Annotated in this window: 18 protein-coding genes; 9 read left to right on the forward strand and 9 right to left on the reverse strand. The window is 63.2% G+C overall.

The window, feature by feature from the left end; all coding sequences use genetic code 11:
- Nucleotides 1–21 precede the first annotated feature (21 nt).
- The 3 genes from OVA07_RS03510 to OVA07_RS03520 all read left to right on the forward strand — a co-directional run bounded on the left by OVA07_RS03510 (nucleotide 22) and on the right by OVA07_RS03520 (nucleotide 2350).
- Nucleotides 22–747, forward strand: coding sequence for a tetratricopeptide repeat protein (locus OVA07_RS03510; protein ID WP_268170085.1), 726 nt, complete (start codon nucleotides 22–24; stop codon nucleotides 745–747).
- Nucleotides 748–870: 123 nt separating this feature from the next.
- Nucleotides 871–1656 (forward strand): energy transducer TonB, encoded by a 786-nt coding sequence (locus tag OVA07_RS03515; protein WP_268170086.1) that lies wholly within the window; start codon nucleotides 871–873, stop codon nucleotides 1654–1656.
- A 10-nt stretch (nucleotides 1657–1666) separates the two neighbouring features.
- A complete protein-coding gene (locus OVA07_RS03520; RefSeq protein ID WP_268170087.1) occupies nucleotides 1667–2350 on the forward strand; it encodes a Fe2+-dependent dioxygenase in 684 nt (227 codons plus the stop codon).
- A 119-nt stretch (nucleotides 2351–2469) separates the two neighbouring features.
- On the opposite strand, the gene OVA07_RS03525 is transcribed toward OVA07_RS03520, so the two are convergent.
- From OVA07_RS03525 to mutM, 3 genes are all read right to left on the reverse strand, one after another.
- Nucleotides 2470–3288, reverse strand: a complete 819-nt coding sequence (locus tag OVA07_RS03525; protein ID WP_268170088.1) for a ferredoxin--NADP reductase — start codon at nucleotides 3286–3288, stop codon at nucleotides 2470–2472.
- On the reverse strand, nucleotides 3288–3737 hold the full coding sequence (locus tag OVA07_RS03530) for a hypothetical protein (protein ID WP_268170089.1): 450 nt from the start codon (nucleotides 3735–3737) through the stop codon (nucleotides 3288–3290). The genes OVA07_RS03525 and OVA07_RS03530 overlap by 1 nt, the downstream gene beginning before the upstream one ends.
- A 67-nt stretch (nucleotides 3738–3804) precedes the next feature.
- Nucleotides 3805–4617: a bifunctional DNA-formamidopyrimidine glycosylase/DNA-(apurinic or apyrimidinic site) lyase gene (mutM, locus tag OVA07_RS03535; RefSeq protein ID WP_268170090.1), complete on the reverse strand. Its 813-nt coding sequence runs from the start codon at nucleotides 4615–4617 to the stop codon at nucleotides 3805–3807.
- 60 nt (nucleotides 4618–4677) lie between these two features.
- Between mutM and OVA07_RS03540 the strand changes: the two genes are divergently transcribed.
- From OVA07_RS03540 to OVA07_RS03550, 3 genes are read left to right on the forward strand one after another with little or no spacing between them, the layout of a single operon-like run.
- Nucleotides 4678–5415 (forward strand): class I SAM-dependent methyltransferase, encoded by a 738-nt coding sequence (locus OVA07_RS03540; protein WP_268170091.1) that lies wholly within the window; start codon nucleotides 4678–4680, stop codon nucleotides 5413–5415.
- A 4-nt stretch (nucleotides 5416–5419) separates the two neighbouring features.
- On the forward strand, nucleotides 5420–6985 hold the full coding sequence (gene ubiB / locus OVA07_RS03545) for a 2-polyprenylphenol 6-hydroxylase (RefSeq protein WP_268170092.1): 1566 nt from the start codon (nucleotides 5420–5422) through the stop codon (nucleotides 6983–6985).
- 9 nt (nucleotides 6986–6994) lie between these two features.
- Nucleotides 6995–8098: an acyltransferase family protein gene (locus OVA07_RS03550; RefSeq protein ID WP_268170093.1), complete on the forward strand. Its 1104-nt coding sequence runs from the start codon at nucleotides 6995–6997 to the stop codon at nucleotides 8096–8098.
- Here the strand turns inward: OVA07_RS03550 and OVA07_RS03555 are convergent.
- Together OVA07_RS03555 and OVA07_RS03560 are read right to left on the reverse strand one after the other, a co-directional pair.
- Nucleotides 8095–8475 (reverse strand): cupin domain-containing protein, encoded by a 381-nt coding sequence (locus tag OVA07_RS03555; protein ID WP_268170094.1) that lies wholly within the window; start codon nucleotides 8473–8475, stop codon nucleotides 8095–8097. The two genes, OVA07_RS03550 and OVA07_RS03555, sit on opposite strands and share 4 nt — an antisense overlap.
- Complete coding sequence (locus OVA07_RS03560) at nucleotides 8472–8870, reverse strand: hypothetical protein (protein WP_268170095.1); 399 nt, start codon at nucleotides 8868–8870, stop codon at nucleotides 8472–8474. Before OVA07_RS03560 ends, OVA07_RS03555 begins: the two co-directional genes overlap by 4 nt.
- A gap of 99 nt (nucleotides 8871–8969) precedes the next feature.
- Here OVA07_RS03560 and coaBC point away from each other — a divergent pair, with 99 nt between their 5' ends.
- Together coaBC and dut are read left to right on the forward strand one after the other, a co-directional pair.
- Nucleotides 8970–10163, forward strand: a complete 1194-nt coding sequence (gene coaBC, locus OVA07_RS03565; RefSeq protein ID WP_268172596.1) for a bifunctional phosphopantothenoylcysteine decarboxylase/phosphopantothenate--cysteine ligase CoaBC — start codon at nucleotides 8970–8972, stop codon at nucleotides 10161–10163.
- Nucleotides 10150–10617, forward strand: a complete 468-nt coding sequence (gene dut, locus OVA07_RS03570) for a dUTP diphosphatase (protein ID WP_268170096.1) — start codon at nucleotides 10150–10152, stop codon at nucleotides 10615–10617. Before coaBC ends, dut begins: the two co-directional genes overlap by 14 nt.
- A 69-nt stretch (nucleotides 10618–10686) precedes the next feature.
- Here the strand turns inward: dut and OVA07_RS03575 are convergent, their stop codons facing one another.
- The 4 genes from OVA07_RS03575 to secB all read right to left on the reverse strand — a co-directional run bounded on the left by OVA07_RS03575 (nucleotide 10687) and on the right by secB (nucleotide 14714).
- Nucleotides 10687–11394 (reverse strand): DUF4136 domain-containing protein, encoded by a 708-nt coding sequence (locus OVA07_RS03575; protein WP_268170097.1) that lies wholly within the window; start codon nucleotides 11392–11394, stop codon nucleotides 10687–10689.
- A 160-nt stretch (nucleotides 11395–11554) separates the two neighbouring features.
- A complete protein-coding gene (gene trpS, locus OVA07_RS03580; protein ID WP_268170098.1) occupies nucleotides 11555–12574 on the reverse strand; it encodes a tryptophan--tRNA ligase in 1020 nt (339 codons plus the stop codon).
- Between the two features lie 11 nt (nucleotides 12575–12585).
- Nucleotides 12586–14157: a murein biosynthesis integral membrane protein MurJ gene (murJ, locus tag OVA07_RS03585; RefSeq protein WP_268170099.1), complete on the reverse strand. Its 1572-nt coding sequence runs from the start codon at nucleotides 14155–14157 to the stop codon at nucleotides 12586–12588.
- A 38-nt stretch (nucleotides 14158–14195) separates the two neighbouring features.
- Nucleotides 14196–14714 (reverse strand): protein-export chaperone SecB, encoded by a 519-nt coding sequence (secB, locus tag OVA07_RS03590; protein ID WP_268170100.1) that lies wholly within the window; start codon nucleotides 14712–14714, stop codon nucleotides 14196–14198.
- Nucleotides 14715–14969: 255 nt separating this feature from the next.
- On the opposite strand from secB, the gene OVA07_RS03595 reads away from it, so the two are divergent.
- Complete coding sequence (locus OVA07_RS03595; protein ID WP_268170101.1) at nucleotides 14970–15677, forward strand: Tim44/TimA family putative adaptor protein; 708 nt, start codon at nucleotides 14970–14972, stop codon at nucleotides 15675–15677.
- Nucleotides 15678–15696 lie beyond the last annotated feature (19 nt).

The raw sequence follows: 15696 nt of genomic DNA on the forward strand, positions 1-15696 counted from the left end.
CCGTTTAAGGAAAGCCATTTCATGCCGGTGAAGTTCGAAGATATTCTGCGCTGGACCAGCCAGGAGGCAAGCGAGCGGCTTTCCTCGTCCGACGAAGAGATCGCGGAGATCATGAAAGTAGCCGCCGATGGCGGCCTTGCCGACGCCCAGGCGCTCTACGGTCAGATGCTGCTCGACGGGAAAGGCGTCGCCCGAAATCCCGCCGAAGCTCTCCGCCGTTTTTCCGACGCAGCCCATGCAGGGCACGTCATGGCGATGAATATGGTCGGGCGATGCTGCGAACATGGCTGGGGCACCCGCGTGGACGCCGCCCTTGCCGCCAAGTGGTATGAAGTGGCGGCGGAGCGAGGGTTAGATTGGGGGATGTACAATCTGGCAACGTTGCATTGCCTTGGCCGCGGCGTAGCGCTCGATCATCAAAAGGCGCACGACCTGTTTGCGCGGGCTGCCGGACTTGGCCATGTCAAGTCGCTCAACATGCTGGGCGGCTTCCATGAAGATGGCTGGGTTGTGGCACAGGACATGAAGGCCGCCGCCGCGCTGTATCATCGCGCTGCCGAAGGAGGCGATTTTCGCGGCATGTTCAATCATGCGCGCATGCTGATCGATGCGGGTGACATCGACGGCGCGACGGCATGGCTGAACAAACTGCCCGCCTGCGCCACGGCGGACTTCATGGACAAGGTGCGCAACTGGCTGGAAAACCGCACCGAACCGGCACTCAAAGCGCTCGCCTTCAACCTGTGAAGCGCAGATTGCATCGGCATTCCAATTCGGACTGCCGCCAATTGACCGGGATCAATTCCCTATAATGCGAATCCGTTGCAAATAGAGCTTGCTTTTGCCAGTGATTCGCAGTTGGAGTGCGGCATGTTTCTGGAACGCGAAAACCTTGTAGCGGCAGATTGCCACAGCGGTTCGTTTGCGGACTTTGATCGCGCTGCACCTGCCGCAGCAACTGCCCCAGCACTAGCCCCCACACCAACCTATGTCCCAGCGGGTGGACGCTATGGCGAAGGGCGCAAATCCAGCATATCGGGTATCGCGCTGGCCGTGGGCGTCCACATCCTGATCGTGCCCGTGCTGCTCGGCCTCGGCTATCAGGCGACGGCAAAGAAGGAAGACCGCTTCGTCGCGGTCAACCTCACCCCGCCGCCCGCACCGCCGCCCGCCGCCCAGCCCGAAACGCCGCCGCAGGAACAAAAGCTGGAAACCACCGTCCAGCCCCCGCTGATCCAGATTCCCACACCGGTCCAGCAACCGCTGGTCCTCGCCGTGACAGACTCCGCCCCGCAGGTTCAGCCTGCCGCCGTCAGCGCGCCACCTGCCCCCCCGGCTCCGCCAGCCCCGCCTGCGCCGCCATCCATGGTCACTTCGAACGCGCTGGGCACGCGCATGGTTGCTGGCAGCCCGCCGCGCTACCCATTGGAAAGCCGCCGCAAGAAGGAACAGGGCACCGTCGAACTGATGCTGATTCTGGGCGTCGACGGCGCGGTTGAAGCCATCTCGGTCGCCAAAAGCAGCGGCTTTGCCCGGCTTGACGAAGCCGCGCTCAGCGCCGTGCGTCGCTGGCGCTGGGCGCCCACCTCGCGCGATGGCGCACCGGTAAAGGTCAAGGGCGTGGTCGAAATCCCCTTCGTCCTGCAATCGGCCTGAAGCGTTTCCTATGTTGCTTCCCATCCCGGCCCTGATCGGGCCTGAAGACGTTGCCGCCCTGCGCGCCATCATCGACGCCGCCCCATGGGAAGACGGCAATGCCACATCAGGCCATCAGGCCCGGCTGGTAAAGAACAACCGCCAGTTGCCCGAAGACGGCGCAGCAGCACAGCAGGCCGGGCAGATCGTGCTGACCGCCCTTGCCAGCAGCCCGCTGTTCATCGCCGCCGCTTTGCCACACAAAATCTATCCGCCCATGTTCAACAGTTATTCGGGCGGGCAGACCTATGGCCTGCATGTCGACAATGCCGTGCGGGTAAAGGCAGGCACCGACTGGCGCGTGCGATCAGACCTGTCGATGACCGTGTTTCTCGAAGACCCCGCCCATTACGACGGCGGCGAATTGACCATCGAAACCCGCTTCGGCGCACAGTCGGTCAAACTGGCCGCAGGCGATGCCATCCTCTACCCCTCATCCTCGCTGCATATGGTCCAGCCGGTCACGCGCGGCTGCCGCGTAGCCAGCTTCTTCTGGATTCAATCCATGGTGCGCGACGACATGGCCCGCACCAGTCTGTTCGACCTCGACCAGTCAATCCAGACCCTCGCCACGCAAGTAGGCCAGGACAACCCCTCCATCGTCCGCCTCACCGGCGTCTACCACAACCTGCTAAGGCAGTGGGCCGAGGCATAGGGGCGCACGCAGACAGAGACGCCCACCAACCCCTCGTCATTCCCGCGCGGGCGGGAATCCAGAGACAAACAACGTCATCGCATCGCGATGGCCTATCATTTGCCCCGGATCAGTTTCCCTCAATCAACAAACGCCCGCTCGATCACAAAGTCTCCCGGTGCGGCATTCGATCCTTCGGCAAAGCCCTGCGCCTCTAACCGCGCCTGCAAATCGCGGATCATAGCCATCGATCCGCACATCATCACGCGGTCGGTTTCAGGCGACAACGCTTTCGGCCCCGCCAGCCTGCCATCGAACAGCCGTCCATCGTCAATCAGCGCGCCAATCCGGCCCATAGTGCGAAAAGGCTCGCGCGTGACCGTGGGCAGATAGTGGAACTGCAACAGCGCCTGATCCTGCACCAGCGGATCGCCCGCCAACTGGCTTTCCAGTTCATCGCGGAAGGCAAGGTCGCTGACCCGGCGCACGCAATGCACCAGCAGGATCTGGTCGAACCGGTCATAGATATCCGGGTCGCGCACAAGGCTGAGGAACGGCGCAAGCCCAGTGCCGGTGGACAGCAGGAACAGCCGCTTGCCCGGTTTCAGCGCATCGGCCACCAGCGTCCCTACAGGCTTGCGGCCCAGAAACACCTCGTCGCCGGGCTGCACCTTCTGCAACCGCGATGTCAGCGGGCCATCGGGCACCTTGATCGACAGGAATTCCAGTTCGTCCGAATAGGCCGGACTGGCGATGGAATAGGCGCGCAGCAGGGGTCGCCCCTCGCCACCCGGAAGACCGATCATCACGAACTCGCCCGACCGGAAGCGGAAGCTGGGCGGGCGCGTGATCGAAAAGCTGAACAGGTGTTCGTTCCAGTGGCGGACCGACCGCACTTGTTCCACATTCAGCGTGGCCGATGGGGCAAGCCCCGCCTTGGCCGCAATTCGGTCGCTCATCACTTCAATTCCCTTTGCACATTCTTGGTCAAGCTCGACAGGCCAAAGCCCGCCAGCACCAGCGCGGCACCTGCCGCCGTCATCGCGCGCACCACCGGCGCCACCACATGGTCGGGCGCCATCAAGGCCAGCGTGGCGCGCACCGCATCGACATTGCCCATGGTCAGCGTGGCCCACAGGCCCAGCAGCACCGCCTCATCCTCGCACACGGCCTTGCAGCCCATGGGTGCCAGCGCGATCGGGTGCAGCGCATCGCGGTTCAGCAATGCCATGGCGGTGTGGAAATGCGGCAGGGCTGCTGCTGCACCCACCCCGGCAAAGCCGCGCCACAGCGCCACCGGCGCGCATGTCCCGCGCGCAATGGCACTGGCCCAGCCGCGCATCGCCCACAGCAGGAACCTGCCGTCGTTGCTCAGGCTTTCAACGGGTTGATCGACAAAGGCGTACATCCGGCTCTCCTGCTGGGAGAACGTCAAATACGCTATTGAGAATCATTTTCAATTAAAAACTTACGCCTTACTTCTGGCACTTGGCGCAAAAGAAGGTAGATCTGCCGCCTTGCACCACACGGCTCACCGTGCCGCCACAGGCGCAAACCTCGCCCTCACGGCCGTAAACCCGCCAGTCCTTGGCAAAATAGCCCAGTTCGCCATCAGGTCGCGCATAATCGCGCAGGGTCGATCCCCCCGCCGCGATCGATTCTTCCAGCACGTCACGGATCAGCGGCACCAGCCGCTCCAGCGCCTTTGCGCTCACCTTCCCACCTTCGCGCTCCGGGTGAATCCCGGCACGGTTCAGCGCTTCGCAAACATAGATATTGCCCAGCCCCGCCACGATCCGCTGGTCCAGCAACAGCAGCTTCACCGCCGCGATCCGCCCCTTGAACGCCGCCGCCAGATGCTTTGCACTCAGCCCCTCGCCCAACGGCTCCGGCCCCAGCGCGGCAAACGGCCCCCACGCCTCCAGCGCGGGTGTATCCACCAGATCCACCGAACCGAACCGCCGCGCATCGTTCAGCGCCAGCACGCGACCCTCGCCCGTTTCCAGCACCAGATGGTCATGCTTGCCCATCTCTTCCGGGTCGATCCGCCAGCGCCCGGACATGCCAAGGTGAAACACCATCGTCCGGTCACGGTCAGTATGGATCAGTCCATATTTCGCCCGCCGCCCCATGCCGGTCACCCGCGCACCGGTCAGCGCCTGTGCCAGATCCACCGGAAAGGGCCGCCGCAAATCGCGCCGGTTCACCTGCACCCGCGTTATCACCTGCCCATGAAGCACGGTTGCAAGGCCACGGACGGTCGTTTCTACTTCGGGCAATTCGGGCATAACCCCATCACCTCTAACAGCCTTTGCCGTCCGGGCAATTCCCCACTAAAGGCCTTCCCCATGACGACTCCTGAAACCGCATCGTTCGGCTATGATGAAATCCCGGCAGAGGAAAAAGAGGCCCGCGTCGGCGCGGTCTTTTCCAGCGTGGCGGCCAAGTATGACGTGATGAACGATGCCATGTCGGTCGGCATGCACCGGTTGTGGAAGGACAAGTTCGTCCGCCGCGTCCGTCCCCGTTCGGGCGAAGCGATCCTCGACATGGCGGGCGGCACGGGCGACATCGCGTTCCGCATGGCCCCATCGGGCGCGGACATCACCGTGTCGGACATCAATCAGGACATGCTGAATGTCGGGATGGAACGCGCGCAGAAACGCGGCATCACCGGCCTTGAATGGTCGCGCCAGAATGCCGAAGAACTGACCTTCGCCGACCGCAGCTTCGATGCCTACACCATCGCGTTCGGCATCCGCAATGTCACCCACATCGATCAGGCTCTGGCCGAAGCGCACCGCGTGCTCAAATTCGGTGGCCGCTTCTTCTGCCTTGAATTTTCGACCACCGAATGGCCGATCTTCTCGGATGTCTATGACGTCTATTCGCACAAGCTGGTCCCCAAAATCGGCCAGATGATCGCAGGCGACGCGGATTCCTACCGCTACCTGATCGAATCGATCCGCCGCTTCCCGCCCATGCCGCAGTTCGAAAAGATGATCCGCACCGCAGGCTTCACCCGGACCAGGGTGGAACCCATCCTCGGCGGCCTCGTGGCGATCCATTCGGGGTGGAAGGTCTGATCGCTTGACCCTTCCCGCCACCCACATCCGCCGCCTGCTCGGCTGGGGCCGCACGCTTGCCCGCCACGGCGCACTGCGCGGGATTGAACGCGATCCTAACGCCCCCGGCCCGGTCCGTACCATCTGCCGCGCCCTGCGCTTCGGCACGCGCCAGCCGCAACAGCCTGATTACGCAGGCGCGTTCCGCGCAATCGGTCCTGCCGCCATCAAACTCGGCCAAACGCTCGCCACCCGGCCCGATCTGGTGGGCGAAGAGGCCGCGCACAACCTGCTTGCCCTGCAAGACCAGTTGCCCCCGGTGGACTTCAAACTGATCCGGGCCGAAATCGAAACCACCTTCGAAAAGCCGCTGGAAAGCCTGTTCGCCACGTTCGATCCCGTGCCCGTGGGCGCGGCATCGGTCGCGCAGGTCCACCGCGCCACGACCACCGAAGGCCGCCCGGTCGCGGTCAAGATCCTGCGCCCCGGCGTGCGTGAAAAGTTCGCCCGCGATATCGAAACCTACGAATGGGCCGCCGCCCATCTCGAAGCCTTTGGCGAAGAGGCCGCCCGCCTGCGCCCTCGCATGGTTATCGCCAATTTCAAACGCTGGACCGTGCGCGAGCTTGATCTGCGCCGCGAAGCCGCATCGGCCTCGGAACTGGCCGAAAAGATGCACGCCCACGCCGGCTACCGCGTGCCCACCATCGATTGGGACCGCACCAATGGCCGGGTGATGACACTCGACTGGATCGACGGCGTCAAGATCAGCGATCTGGCCGCGCTCGACGCCGCCGGGCATGATCGCAAAGCGCTCGCATCCCGCCTCGTCCTCGCCTTTCTGACGCAGGCGATCAGCGGCGGCTATTTCCATGCCGACATGCATCAGGGCAACCTGTTCGTCGAAGCCGATGGCACCATCGTCGCCATCGATTTCGGCATCATGGGGCGCATCGATCGCCGCGCCCGGCAGTGGCTGGCCGAAATCCTCTATGGCCTCACCACCGGCAATTACCGCCGCGTGGCCGAAATCCATTTCGAAGCGCAATACGTGCCCAGCTACCATTCGGTCGATGAATTCGCCACCGCCCTGCGCGCCGTGGGCGAACCCATGCGCGGCCGTCCGGTTTCCGAACTCTCGGTCGGCCAGATGCTCGACGGTCTGTTCGCCATCACCCGCGATTTCGACATGCAGACCCAGCCGCACCTGCTGCTGCTGCAAAAAACCATGGTCATGGTGGAAGGCATCGCCACCCAGCTCGACCCCACGATAAACATGTGGGACGTCTCGGCCCCGTTCGTGCGCAACTGGATACGCGACGAACTCGGCCCGGAAAGCGCGATTGCCGATCGCATCCGCGAAGACTCGCAAACCCTGCTGCGCCTGCCAGACCTGATTCGTCGCATCGAAGACCGCTTCCCGCCAAAGGGCGGCGCGCCCGAAGCCCCGCCCCTGCCCGAAATCGATCTCATCATCGGCGGCAGAAAGCGCAAGCGCCGCACCCGCCGCACATGGCCGGGCCAGATCGTCACCTTCCTCGCAGGCGGCGCAGCGGTTGCGGCGGCAAACGCGCTTGGCTGGCTCGGTTAAGGCATCACCTTGACCACCGCGCCAGACTTCTCGCACCTGCGCCTGCCGCAGCGCCATTTCCACGCGCTCGACCTGTCGCGCCTGCTGGCGGCCATCATGGTGCTGTTCTGGCACTATCAGCACATCTTCGTGCCGCCTGTACCCTATCACGTCAACGTCGACCGGGCGATCCAGCCATGGTATGAGACGCTCGGCTGGTTCTACAATCACGGCCATGTCGCCGTGCAGTATTTCTGGGCGGTATCCGGTTTCGTCTTTGCCCACGTCTATCTGGCAGACCGCAGCGCCCATGCCCGCTTCTGGCCCGCCCGCGTGGCCCGACTGTGGCCGTTGCACCTGCTGACACTGGCCATCATGGCGCTGCTGCAAGGGCTGTATTTCGCCCGATCTGGCACCGAATTCATCTATCACACCAACGACTTGAAGCACTTCCTCCTGTCCATCCCCTTGATGCAATACTGGGGCTGGCAGGAAAACCAGTCGTTCAACGGCCCATCATGGTCGCTCTCGACCGAAATCCTTGCCTATCTGGTGTTCTGGATGGCCCTGCCCGCGCTGCGCCGCGCCCCGCTGGCCGTCGCCTTCGTCCTCGGCACCGGGTTGCTATGGATCATGCTGGCAGGCGGTCCCAACAAGGATGTGCTGTCCTGCGTCGGCTATTTCTTCCTCGGCAGCGCGGCCTATGCCGCCACGCTGAAAGGCTGGCTCCGCCCCGCCAGCCTCCTGCCGCTGGGCATGGCGCTCGTCGCCATCGCCTTTGCCCTGAAAGCGCAATACCGCGCCGGAGACGCCGCCACCGTGGCGGGCACGTTCGCCGCCCTGTTCCTGACGCTGGCCATAGACCTGTCGGATGCCAAGGGCCGCCTCAAATTTGGCCAGAAGCTGGGCGATGCCTCCTATGGCATCTACCTGTGGCACATCCCCATCCAGCTCGCGCTTGTCCTGCTGATCGACAGCACCGGCCAAAGCCGCGACATCGCCCGCCAGCCATGGTTCCTGCTGTTCTACTTCACTCTCGCTATCACAGCAGGCTTCATCAGCCACGCAAAGTTCGAACGCCCCGCCCAGCGCGCAGTGTTCGCGCTATGGGGACGGTGGAAGGCGCGGGCCTAACGCTCGCGGCTTTGCGTGCCCTCACCGGGTGTGATGTAGATCGCGCGCCCGGCCACCGGCACATCGGCGGTATGCCAGACACCCTTCGGCACGATGGCGAACTCCCCGGCTTTCAGCCTCACGCGCTCCTCGGCACCATCGCGGTCGAGCACCAACACGAGTTCGCCCTCGATCTGGATGATCAGTTCCTCGCCTTCGGGATGACACTCCCACACCTGCCAGTCCGCAGCGCTTTCGAACATGCTGACAAGCCGGCCCGGGGGCAGGGCCTGCACACCGCTTTCCCAGAATGCCGCGTCCACCTCCACAGCCAAGCACCGCTCAGGCCCGGCCAAATGCGCGAACCAGGGTCCCAGAGGATAGGCTTTGGTCATCATCCTGCAATCTCGCCCAGCTTGTGGTGCGGCAACATCCGCCACGCCGCCAGCATCAGCGCCACATGCCCTGCCTCAACCAGCATCGGCATCGGCCAGCCCGGATAGGTGCCGGACACCGCCAGATTGATCGCGCGGCCCACGAAGGATGTGCCGAACAACAACGCGGGCACCAGCATCAGGTCGGCATTGCGCCGCCACGCGCCCCACATCATGCAGAACGCCGCCACGCCGAAGAACGAAGTAAAGTCCGCGCGGATGGTGGAAATGCCGCCAATCCCGGTTGCGACAATGCCGAACCCGGTGGCCGCCTGTTCCGGCCCGGTCAGGAAGCCGATGGCAAGGAACAGGTCGAAAAGGCCCGCAAGAAACACCAGCGCGGTCAGGATCAGTCGCATATGAAGCATCCCTGTTATGGTCTGCGCGCAGACTGCATCATCCTTGCCCCCCGCGCAAAAGGATTGCGCCAGCCCCCCAGCCATTGCACAAGCGCGGCCATGAACGGCAAGCGCATCCTGCTCATCATCGGCGGCGGCATCGCGGCCTACAAGGCCTGCGAACTCGTGCGGCTGATCCGCAAAAACGGGGCCGAAGTCACCTGCGTCCTGACCGAAGGCGGATCGCACTTCGTCACCGCCATGACACTGGCGGCGCTCAGCGAAAATCCTGTCCATACAACGCTGTGGGATCTCAAGAACGAGGTCGAGATGGGCCATATCCAGCTATCGCGCGCCGCCGATCTGGTTGTCGTCTGCCCCGCCACGGCTGATCTGATGGCGCGTATGGCGGCGGGCATTGCCGATGATCTGGCCACCACACTGCTGCTTGCCACCGACAAGCCGGTGCTGGCCGTCCCCGCCATGAACGTGCGCATGTGGCAGCACCCTGCCACGGTCCGAAACGTCGCCACCCTGCGCGGCGATGGCATAACCGTGCTGGAACCCGACGAAGGCGCAATGGCCTGCGGCGAATATGGCCCCGGTCGCCTGCCAGAACCGCCTGAAATTTGCGCTGAAATCGCCCGCCTGCTGGCACCAGCCAGCCCCGGCCCGCTTACCGGCAAACACGTCCTCATCACCGCCGGTCCCACCCATGAACCGATTGATCCGGTGCGCTATATCGCCAACCGCTCCAGCGGAAAGCAGGGTTTCGCCATCGCTGCCGCCGCCGCACAGGCAGGCGCGCAGGTCACGCTCATCGCAGGCCCGGTCAACCTGCCCACACCGCCCGGCGTCGCCCGCATCGATGTGGAAACCGCGCGCCAGATGGCAGCGGCGGTGGACGCCGCGCTGCCCGCAGATGTCGCCATCATGGTCGCCGCCGTAGCCGACTGGCGCAGTGCCGATACGGCGGGGCAGAAGATCAAGAAGGATGGATCGGGGCAGGTGCCGCCGCTGCATCTGGTGGAAAACCCGGACATTCTGGCCACGCTTTGCAAATCAGACCGCCGCCCTGCGCTGGTTGTGGGCTTTGCGGCGGAAACCAACGACGTGCTGGCCCATGCCAAGGCCAAGCTGGCGCGCAAAGGGGCGGACTGGATTGTCGCCAACGATGTCGCCACCCACGTAATGGGCGGGGAAATCAACGCCTTGCACATCGTCAGCGCCGCTGGCGTCGACAGCCTGCCCGAAATGCCAAAGGACGCGGCGGCTGCCGCGCTTGTCAGAAAGATTGCCGATGTCCTCTCCTGAAGTCCCCGTTCTCGTAAAGCGCCTGCCCCATGGTGAAGGGCTGCCCTTGCCCGCCTATGCCACCGACGGTGCCGCCGGGATGGACGTTGTGGCGGCAGAAGATGTGGACCTCGCTCCCGGCGCGCGTCACGCGGTTGCCACGGGTCTTTCCATCGCGATTCCAGCGGGTTACGAAATTCAGGTGCGCCCCCGCTCTGGCCTTGCGCTCAAGCATGGAGTCACCGTCCCCAACACGCCGGGCACCATCGACAGCGATTATCGCGGTGAACTGAAAGTCATCATGATAAATCTGGGGGCGGATGTGTTTTCGATCCGCCGGGGGGACCGTGTGGCGCAACTGGTGCTGGCACCGGTCACGCGCGGATCATGGCTGGAAGTTGATGAACTGGACGCCACCGCGCGCGGTGAAGGCGGGTTCGGATCAACCGGTGGGCTTGCGGCCCTTCAGGGGTAAGAAAAAGGGGCCTCGCATCGCTGCAAGGCCCCTTTCTGTCTGCTTAGGTGCTTTTAGGTGCCGTTAAGGTCACTTAACCTTTTTGACCGTCTTTTTCTCAGGAGCGATTGAAATCCTTACGGTTTCTCCGCTGTTTCCAGGAAAATCGGTGAACATCGCCTCCACCAGATTGGGCACGAGATAAGACAGCCGGTTCGACTGCGAAGCGGCCTCGGCCTTCCCTTCGAACAGGCGCTGGCCATCGGCGCGGCGATCGATCTTCAGTTCGATTCCGCTGGTGAACACCGTCACCACATCAACCCCGTTGTTGAAGCCTGCGCCGCCGCCAAAGAAGAACGGGTCATACCACCCGTAACCCCAGCCACGACGGCCCCAATAGGCGGGACGGCCCCATGCGCCATAGAAACCCGCACCACCCCATGGTCCCCAGAACGGATCGTTGAACCCGGTCTGGCGAATGCGGTCGCGCCCCTGATCCACGCCATAGTCAAAGCGCACGATCATGTCGGCGGCTTCGGGGCTGGCAGGGGTATAGCCCAGTTTCTGCATCTGGCCTGCAACCAGCGAGGAATACTGGGAAAATTCGAGGCCACCGGCATCCTTGGGGTCTTCGGCGACAACCGCGAACGTCTGCCCCTGCGGCGCAGGCAACTGGCTCTGGAAGCGTTTGACGTTGGCGTTGAACGACGAGGCACAGCCGCTCAACGCGACCAGCAGGAGCGGAACAGCAGCCATGCCGACAATCCGGCGGCGCTTGTTCTGCAGAAAGTTCTTCATTGTTGCGACTCCTTGCGTGCGGTCCGCCGCCCCTGTTTACCGGACACAGTGGTTGCTTAGCATGCCGTTCTTTTGGACGGGAGGTGCTGAATGCACGTTGAATGGCGCCTGCAACATAAGTTGCAAACGCGCCATCACCCGGCAATGTTCCCTTTGAGGATCAGCCCCTTACCAGACCCAGCGCGTCATAGGTGCGGTTCAGCGTCGGCGCGGCCAGCGCCCGCGCCTTTTCCGCACCCTTGGCAAGGATGGCATCCAGCGCCGCCCGGTCTTCACGCAGTTCGCGATAGCGCGCGGCCATGGGAGCAAGGCTTTCCACCAGCACTTCACCCAACGCGGGCTTGAATTGGCCAAAGCCCTGACCTTCAAACTGCGCCAGCACCTGTGCCGCCGAAATACCTGCCATCGCAGCATAAATGCCGACAAGGTTACTGGCTTCGGGACGGCCCGCCAGCCCCTCAACCGTGCCGGGCAGCGGTTCGGGATCGGTCTTGGCCTTCTTCACCTTCTGCATGATGGCGTCGGCATCGTCGGTCAGGTTGATGCGGCTCATGTCCGAAGGGTCGGACTTGCTCATCTTGGCCGATCCGTCGCGCAAGCTCATGATGCGCGCGGCTTCGGGCGGGATGATCGGATCGGGCAGGGTGAACAGCGGCGCATCTTCCGCACAGAAATCGTTGTTGAATTTCTGGGCGATGTCGCGCGCCAGCTCCAGATGCTGCTTCTGATCTTCACCCACCGGAACGTGGGTTGCCTGATAAAGCAGCACGTCGGCGGCCTGCAGCACCGGATAAGTGAACAGGGCGACGCTGGCGCCTTCGCGGTTCTTGCCCGCCTTGTCCTTCCACTGCGTCATGCGGTTCAACCAGCCCATGCGCGCGGTGCCGTTCAGCAGCCATTGCATTTCGGCATGGGCGGGCACCTGTGCCTGATTGAACAGGATCGACTTGTCGGGATCAATCCCGCACGAAACCAGCGCGGCCACCATTTCGCGAGTGTTGGCACCAAGGTCTGCGGGCGTGTGCGGCATGGAAATGGCGTGAAGATCGGCCAGAAAATACAGGCATTCGCCCCCCTTGGCCGACCATTCATCCTGCATCCGCACCCAGTTCCTGATCGCACCCAGGTAATTGCCGAGGTGGAGATTGCCCGTGGGCTGGATACCGGAAACGATACGCATTTACCGTGCCTTCAGTTGGTGCGGCGACGCCGCAGGAGAAGCTTCAAATCGTCCACCCGGAAAGCCCCGGTCAGGACGGCGGCCAGCCCATAGACCACCACCCCGGACGTGACCAGCCCGGCCATGGCCGCGATGCGCAGGGTCCATGTGCCGTGGACATAAGGCATCACCAGCCCCTGCCCCGCCCACAACACGCCGCCCATAGCCAGCGCCGCCAGCGCCAGACGCCACACCCGCCGCTTCAGCCGTGCATCGGCCACGAAATGGCCGCGCTTTGCCAGCGTGCGATAAAGCATCCAGACGTTGATGCTGGAAGCGATGGCGGTGGCCAGCGGCGGCCCCATGTGTTTCAACGGAACGATCAGCGCAAGATTGCCGACAAGGTTCACCACCATCGAAATCGTGGCATAACGCACCGGTGTTTTGGTGTCCTGCCGGGCATAGAAGCCGGGCGTCAGCACTTTGACCAGAATGTAGCTGGGCAGGCCGATGGAAAACGCGGCCAGCGCCTGCGCGGTGAAGTGCGTGTCCATGGCATCGAACTTGCCATAGCCGAACAGGGCGGCGGTGATCGGTTCACCGCACAACACCAGTGCAACCGTGGCAGGCAGCGTCAACAGCAGCGCCAGTTCCATGCCCCGGTTCTGCGTTTCCATCGCCCCCGTATCGTCACCACCGCCCAACTGGCGCGAGATGGTCGGCAACAGCACGGTGCCAAGGCCGATGCCGATCAACCCCAGCGGCAACTGGTTCAACCTGTCAGCCATGTAGATATAGGTCACGCTGCCATGGTCGAGCAGCGAGGCGGCTAGCGCAGTGGAAATGACCAGGTTGATCTGCACTGCGCCAGCGCCTGCGGCAGCGGGCCAGATCAATTTCAGGAGCTGCTTCACCTCTGGCGACAGGCGCGGGCGGCGCAGTTTCAGGCTGACTCCGTTGCGGCGACAGGCCCATGCCAGCCACGCCAGTTGCAGCGCGCCAGACACCGAAACGGCAATCGCCTGATTGCGCGCGGTGACAAGCGGATCGTCCGAATGGAACCCCAGCAGAGCCACGATCAAGGTGACGTTGAGCAGGATCGGCGCAGCGGCATTGACCCAAAATTTGTGCAGCGAATTGAGGATGCCGCCCAGCAGCGAAACAATGCTGATGAGCATCAGGTAGGGTATGGTCCAGCGCGACAGTTCCACCGCATAGGCAAACTGCGTGGCACTGGCCCCGTTGAACCGGCCTGACAGGACGAACGTGACCGGCCAAGCGAAGACTTCGAGCAGGACGGTCATCACCAGAAGGACCGGCAGCAACATGGCCAGCGCGGCTTCGGCAAAGGCCAGCCCGTCCTTCAGGCCGTTGCCTTCAGGATCGGCCACCTTCTTGTTAAACATGGGGATGAAGGCTGCCGCGAAGGCACCTTCGGCAAACAGGGCGCGGAACATGTTGGGCAGGCGGAACGCCACCAGAAAGGCGTCCGAGGCGAAGCTGGCCCCGACGAAGCGGGCAAACAGACTGTCGCGGACAAGGCCCAGAATGCGGCTGAGCAAGGTCAGTCCGCCGATGGAACCGGTGGCCTTAAGGAGGTTCATTGCCGCATCCTTTCGGCCACCGGGATCAGGTATTCAGATCAAGCTTCGCCTGCCGGGGTGGCTTCGGCGGTGGCCTGTGCCTGGGCAAGCTGCTGCATATACAGGCCGTTGAAATCGATGGGTTCGAGCATCAGCGGCGGGTAACCGGCATCGCGCACGGCATCCGAAACGATGCGACGCGCGAACGGGAACAGGATGCGCGGGCCTTCGGCAAACAGGAACGGATGCGCCTGATCGTCGGGCACATTGCGCATGCCGATAAGGCCGCAATAGACCAGTTCGACGATGAAGGCAGTGCCTTGAGCACCCTTCGAGGTGACGTTGATCTTCAGCTCGATCTCGTGGATTTCGGGCTGGATCACGCGGGCCGAGATGTTGAAATCAACAGCAATATCGGGCGCTTCAGTCCACTGATAGCTTTCAGGTGCGTTCGGATTCTCGACCGAGAGATCCTTCACGTACTGCGAGATCAGGCCGATGGCGGGGCTGGTGTCAGCGCCGTTTGCGGCAGGGCCATCGAGATTGAGGTTCGAGATGATGTTGCCTTCTTCGGCCATGATGCGGGCTGCTTTCGATGTTGTGTAAATACTTTGCCGCGCGCCTAGCACCATGGCTTTCGCGCGGCAATGCGCGTTGTTTGTGTGTGCCACGGTGACCGCCGCCGTCACATTTCGCCCGAAACGGGGCGCAAGTGATCCGCCCAAAGGGCCATGCACCTGTTGTTCATTTGTAATTCGTACTTATTTGAGGCACGTTGGAATGACGCCGTGTGTGCCGTTTGTGACTCACGGCCTGTTTCGGGAACCTTGCGCGTGATTATTCAAATTGTGATCCTGGCGATGATCGCTGCCTTCCTTGGCCTTCGCCTTTATTCGGTTCTGGGCCGCCGCCCCGAACGCGATGAAGAGCCAATGCGCCGCCGGATCGAACAGCCTGATCCTTCGGCACAAAACCGGGGCCAGAACGGTTCGGGCGCGCAGCAACCCATTGCTCCGCGCGCAGTCGATGCCGGCAATGTTGCCCACCGCGCGCGCGAACTTGCCGCGCCTGAACCGAACACGTTCGACAACAGCGCCGAAGCCGGTGTCCGCGCGATCATCGCTGCCGACCGCCGCTTCGACGTGGCCCTGTTTCTGGCCGGAGCCAAGGGCGCCTATGCCATGATCCTTGAAGCGTTCTGGCGCGGCGACAAGGACGAACTGGCGCAATTGTGCGATGCCGACGTTTACGAAGGCTTTGCCACCGCCATCGATGCCCGCGTTAGCGCGGGGGAAACCATCGACGCGCGCCTGATCCGCATTGATGAAACGCGCATCGTGGGGGCTTCGATCGAAGGCAGCACGGCGCGCATCGTGGTGCGTTTTCTGGCCGATGTCTCGTCCGTCACCCGCGATGCCGAAGGACAGGTGATCGCCGGATCGCTGGACGATGCCATCGAAGCACGCGATCTGTGGACGTTCCGCCGCGATCTCAACTCGCAAGACCCCGACTGGCTTTTGGACGAAACTGACGAAGCCTGAGGCTGTCGTTGTGGCGGTT

Source organism: Novosphingobium sp. SL115 (assembly GCF_026672515.1).
Lineage (GTDB): Bacteria > Pseudomonadota > Alphaproteobacteria > Sphingomonadales > Sphingomonadaceae > Novosphingobium.

Excerpts from the sequence above, each read along its gene's own strand:
- OVA07_RS03510 (WP_268170085.1), top strand. The coding sequence starts at position 22 with ATGCCGGTGAAGTTCGAAGATATTCTGCGCTGGACCAGCCAGGAGGCA.
- OVA07_RS03515 (WP_268170086.1), top strand. The coding sequence starts at position 871 with ATGTTTCTGGAACGCGAAAACCTTGTAGCGGCAGATTGCCACAGCGGT.
- OVA07_RS03520 (WP_268170087.1), top strand. The coding sequence starts at position 1,667 with ATGTTGCTTCCCATCCCGGCCCTGATCGGGCCTGAAGACGTTGCCGCC.
- OVA07_RS03525 (WP_268170088.1), bottom strand. The coding sequence starts at position 3,288 with ATGAGCGACCGAATTGCGGCCAAGGCGGGGCTTGCCCCATCGGCCACG.
- OVA07_RS03530 (WP_268170089.1), bottom strand. The coding sequence starts at position 3,737 with ATGTACGCCTTTGTCGATCAACCCGTTGAAAGCCTGAGCAACGACGGC.
- mutM (WP_268170090.1), bottom strand. The coding sequence starts at position 4,617 with ATGCCCGAATTGCCCGAAGTAGAAACGACCGTCCGTGGCCTTGCAACC.
- OVA07_RS03540 (WP_268170091.1), top strand. The coding sequence starts at position 4,678 with ATGACGACTCCTGAAACCGCATCGTTCGGCTATGATGAAATCCCGGCA.
- OVA07_RS03555 (WP_268170094.1), bottom strand. The coding sequence starts at position 8,475 with ATGATGACCAAAGCCTATCCTCTGGGACCCTGGTTCGCGCATTTGGCC.
- OVA07_RS03560 (WP_268170095.1), bottom strand. The coding sequence starts at position 8,870 with ATGCGACTGATCCTGACCGCGCTGGTGTTTCTTGCGGGCCTTTTCGAC.
- coaBC (WP_268172596.1), top strand. The coding sequence starts at position 8,970 with ATGAACGGCAAGCGCATCCTGCTCATCATCGGCGGCGGCATCGCGGCC.
- dut (WP_268170096.1), top strand. The coding sequence starts at position 10,150 with ATGTCCTCTCCTGAAGTCCCCGTTCTCGTAAAGCGCCTGCCCCATGGT.
- OVA07_RS03575 (WP_268170097.1), bottom strand. The coding sequence starts at position 11,394 with ATGAAGAACTTTCTGCAGAACAAGCGCCGCCGGATTGTCGGCATGGCT.
- trpS (WP_268170098.1), bottom strand. The coding sequence starts at position 12,574 with ATGCGTATCGTTTCCGGTATCCAGCCCACGGGCAATCTCCACCTCGGC.
- murJ (WP_268170099.1), bottom strand. The coding sequence starts at position 14,157 with ATGAACCTCCTTAAGGCCACCGGTTCCATCGGCGGACTGACCTTGCTC.
- secB (WP_268170100.1), bottom strand. The coding sequence starts at position 14,714 with ATGGCCGAAGAAGGCAACATCATCTCGAACCTCAATCTCGATGGCCCT.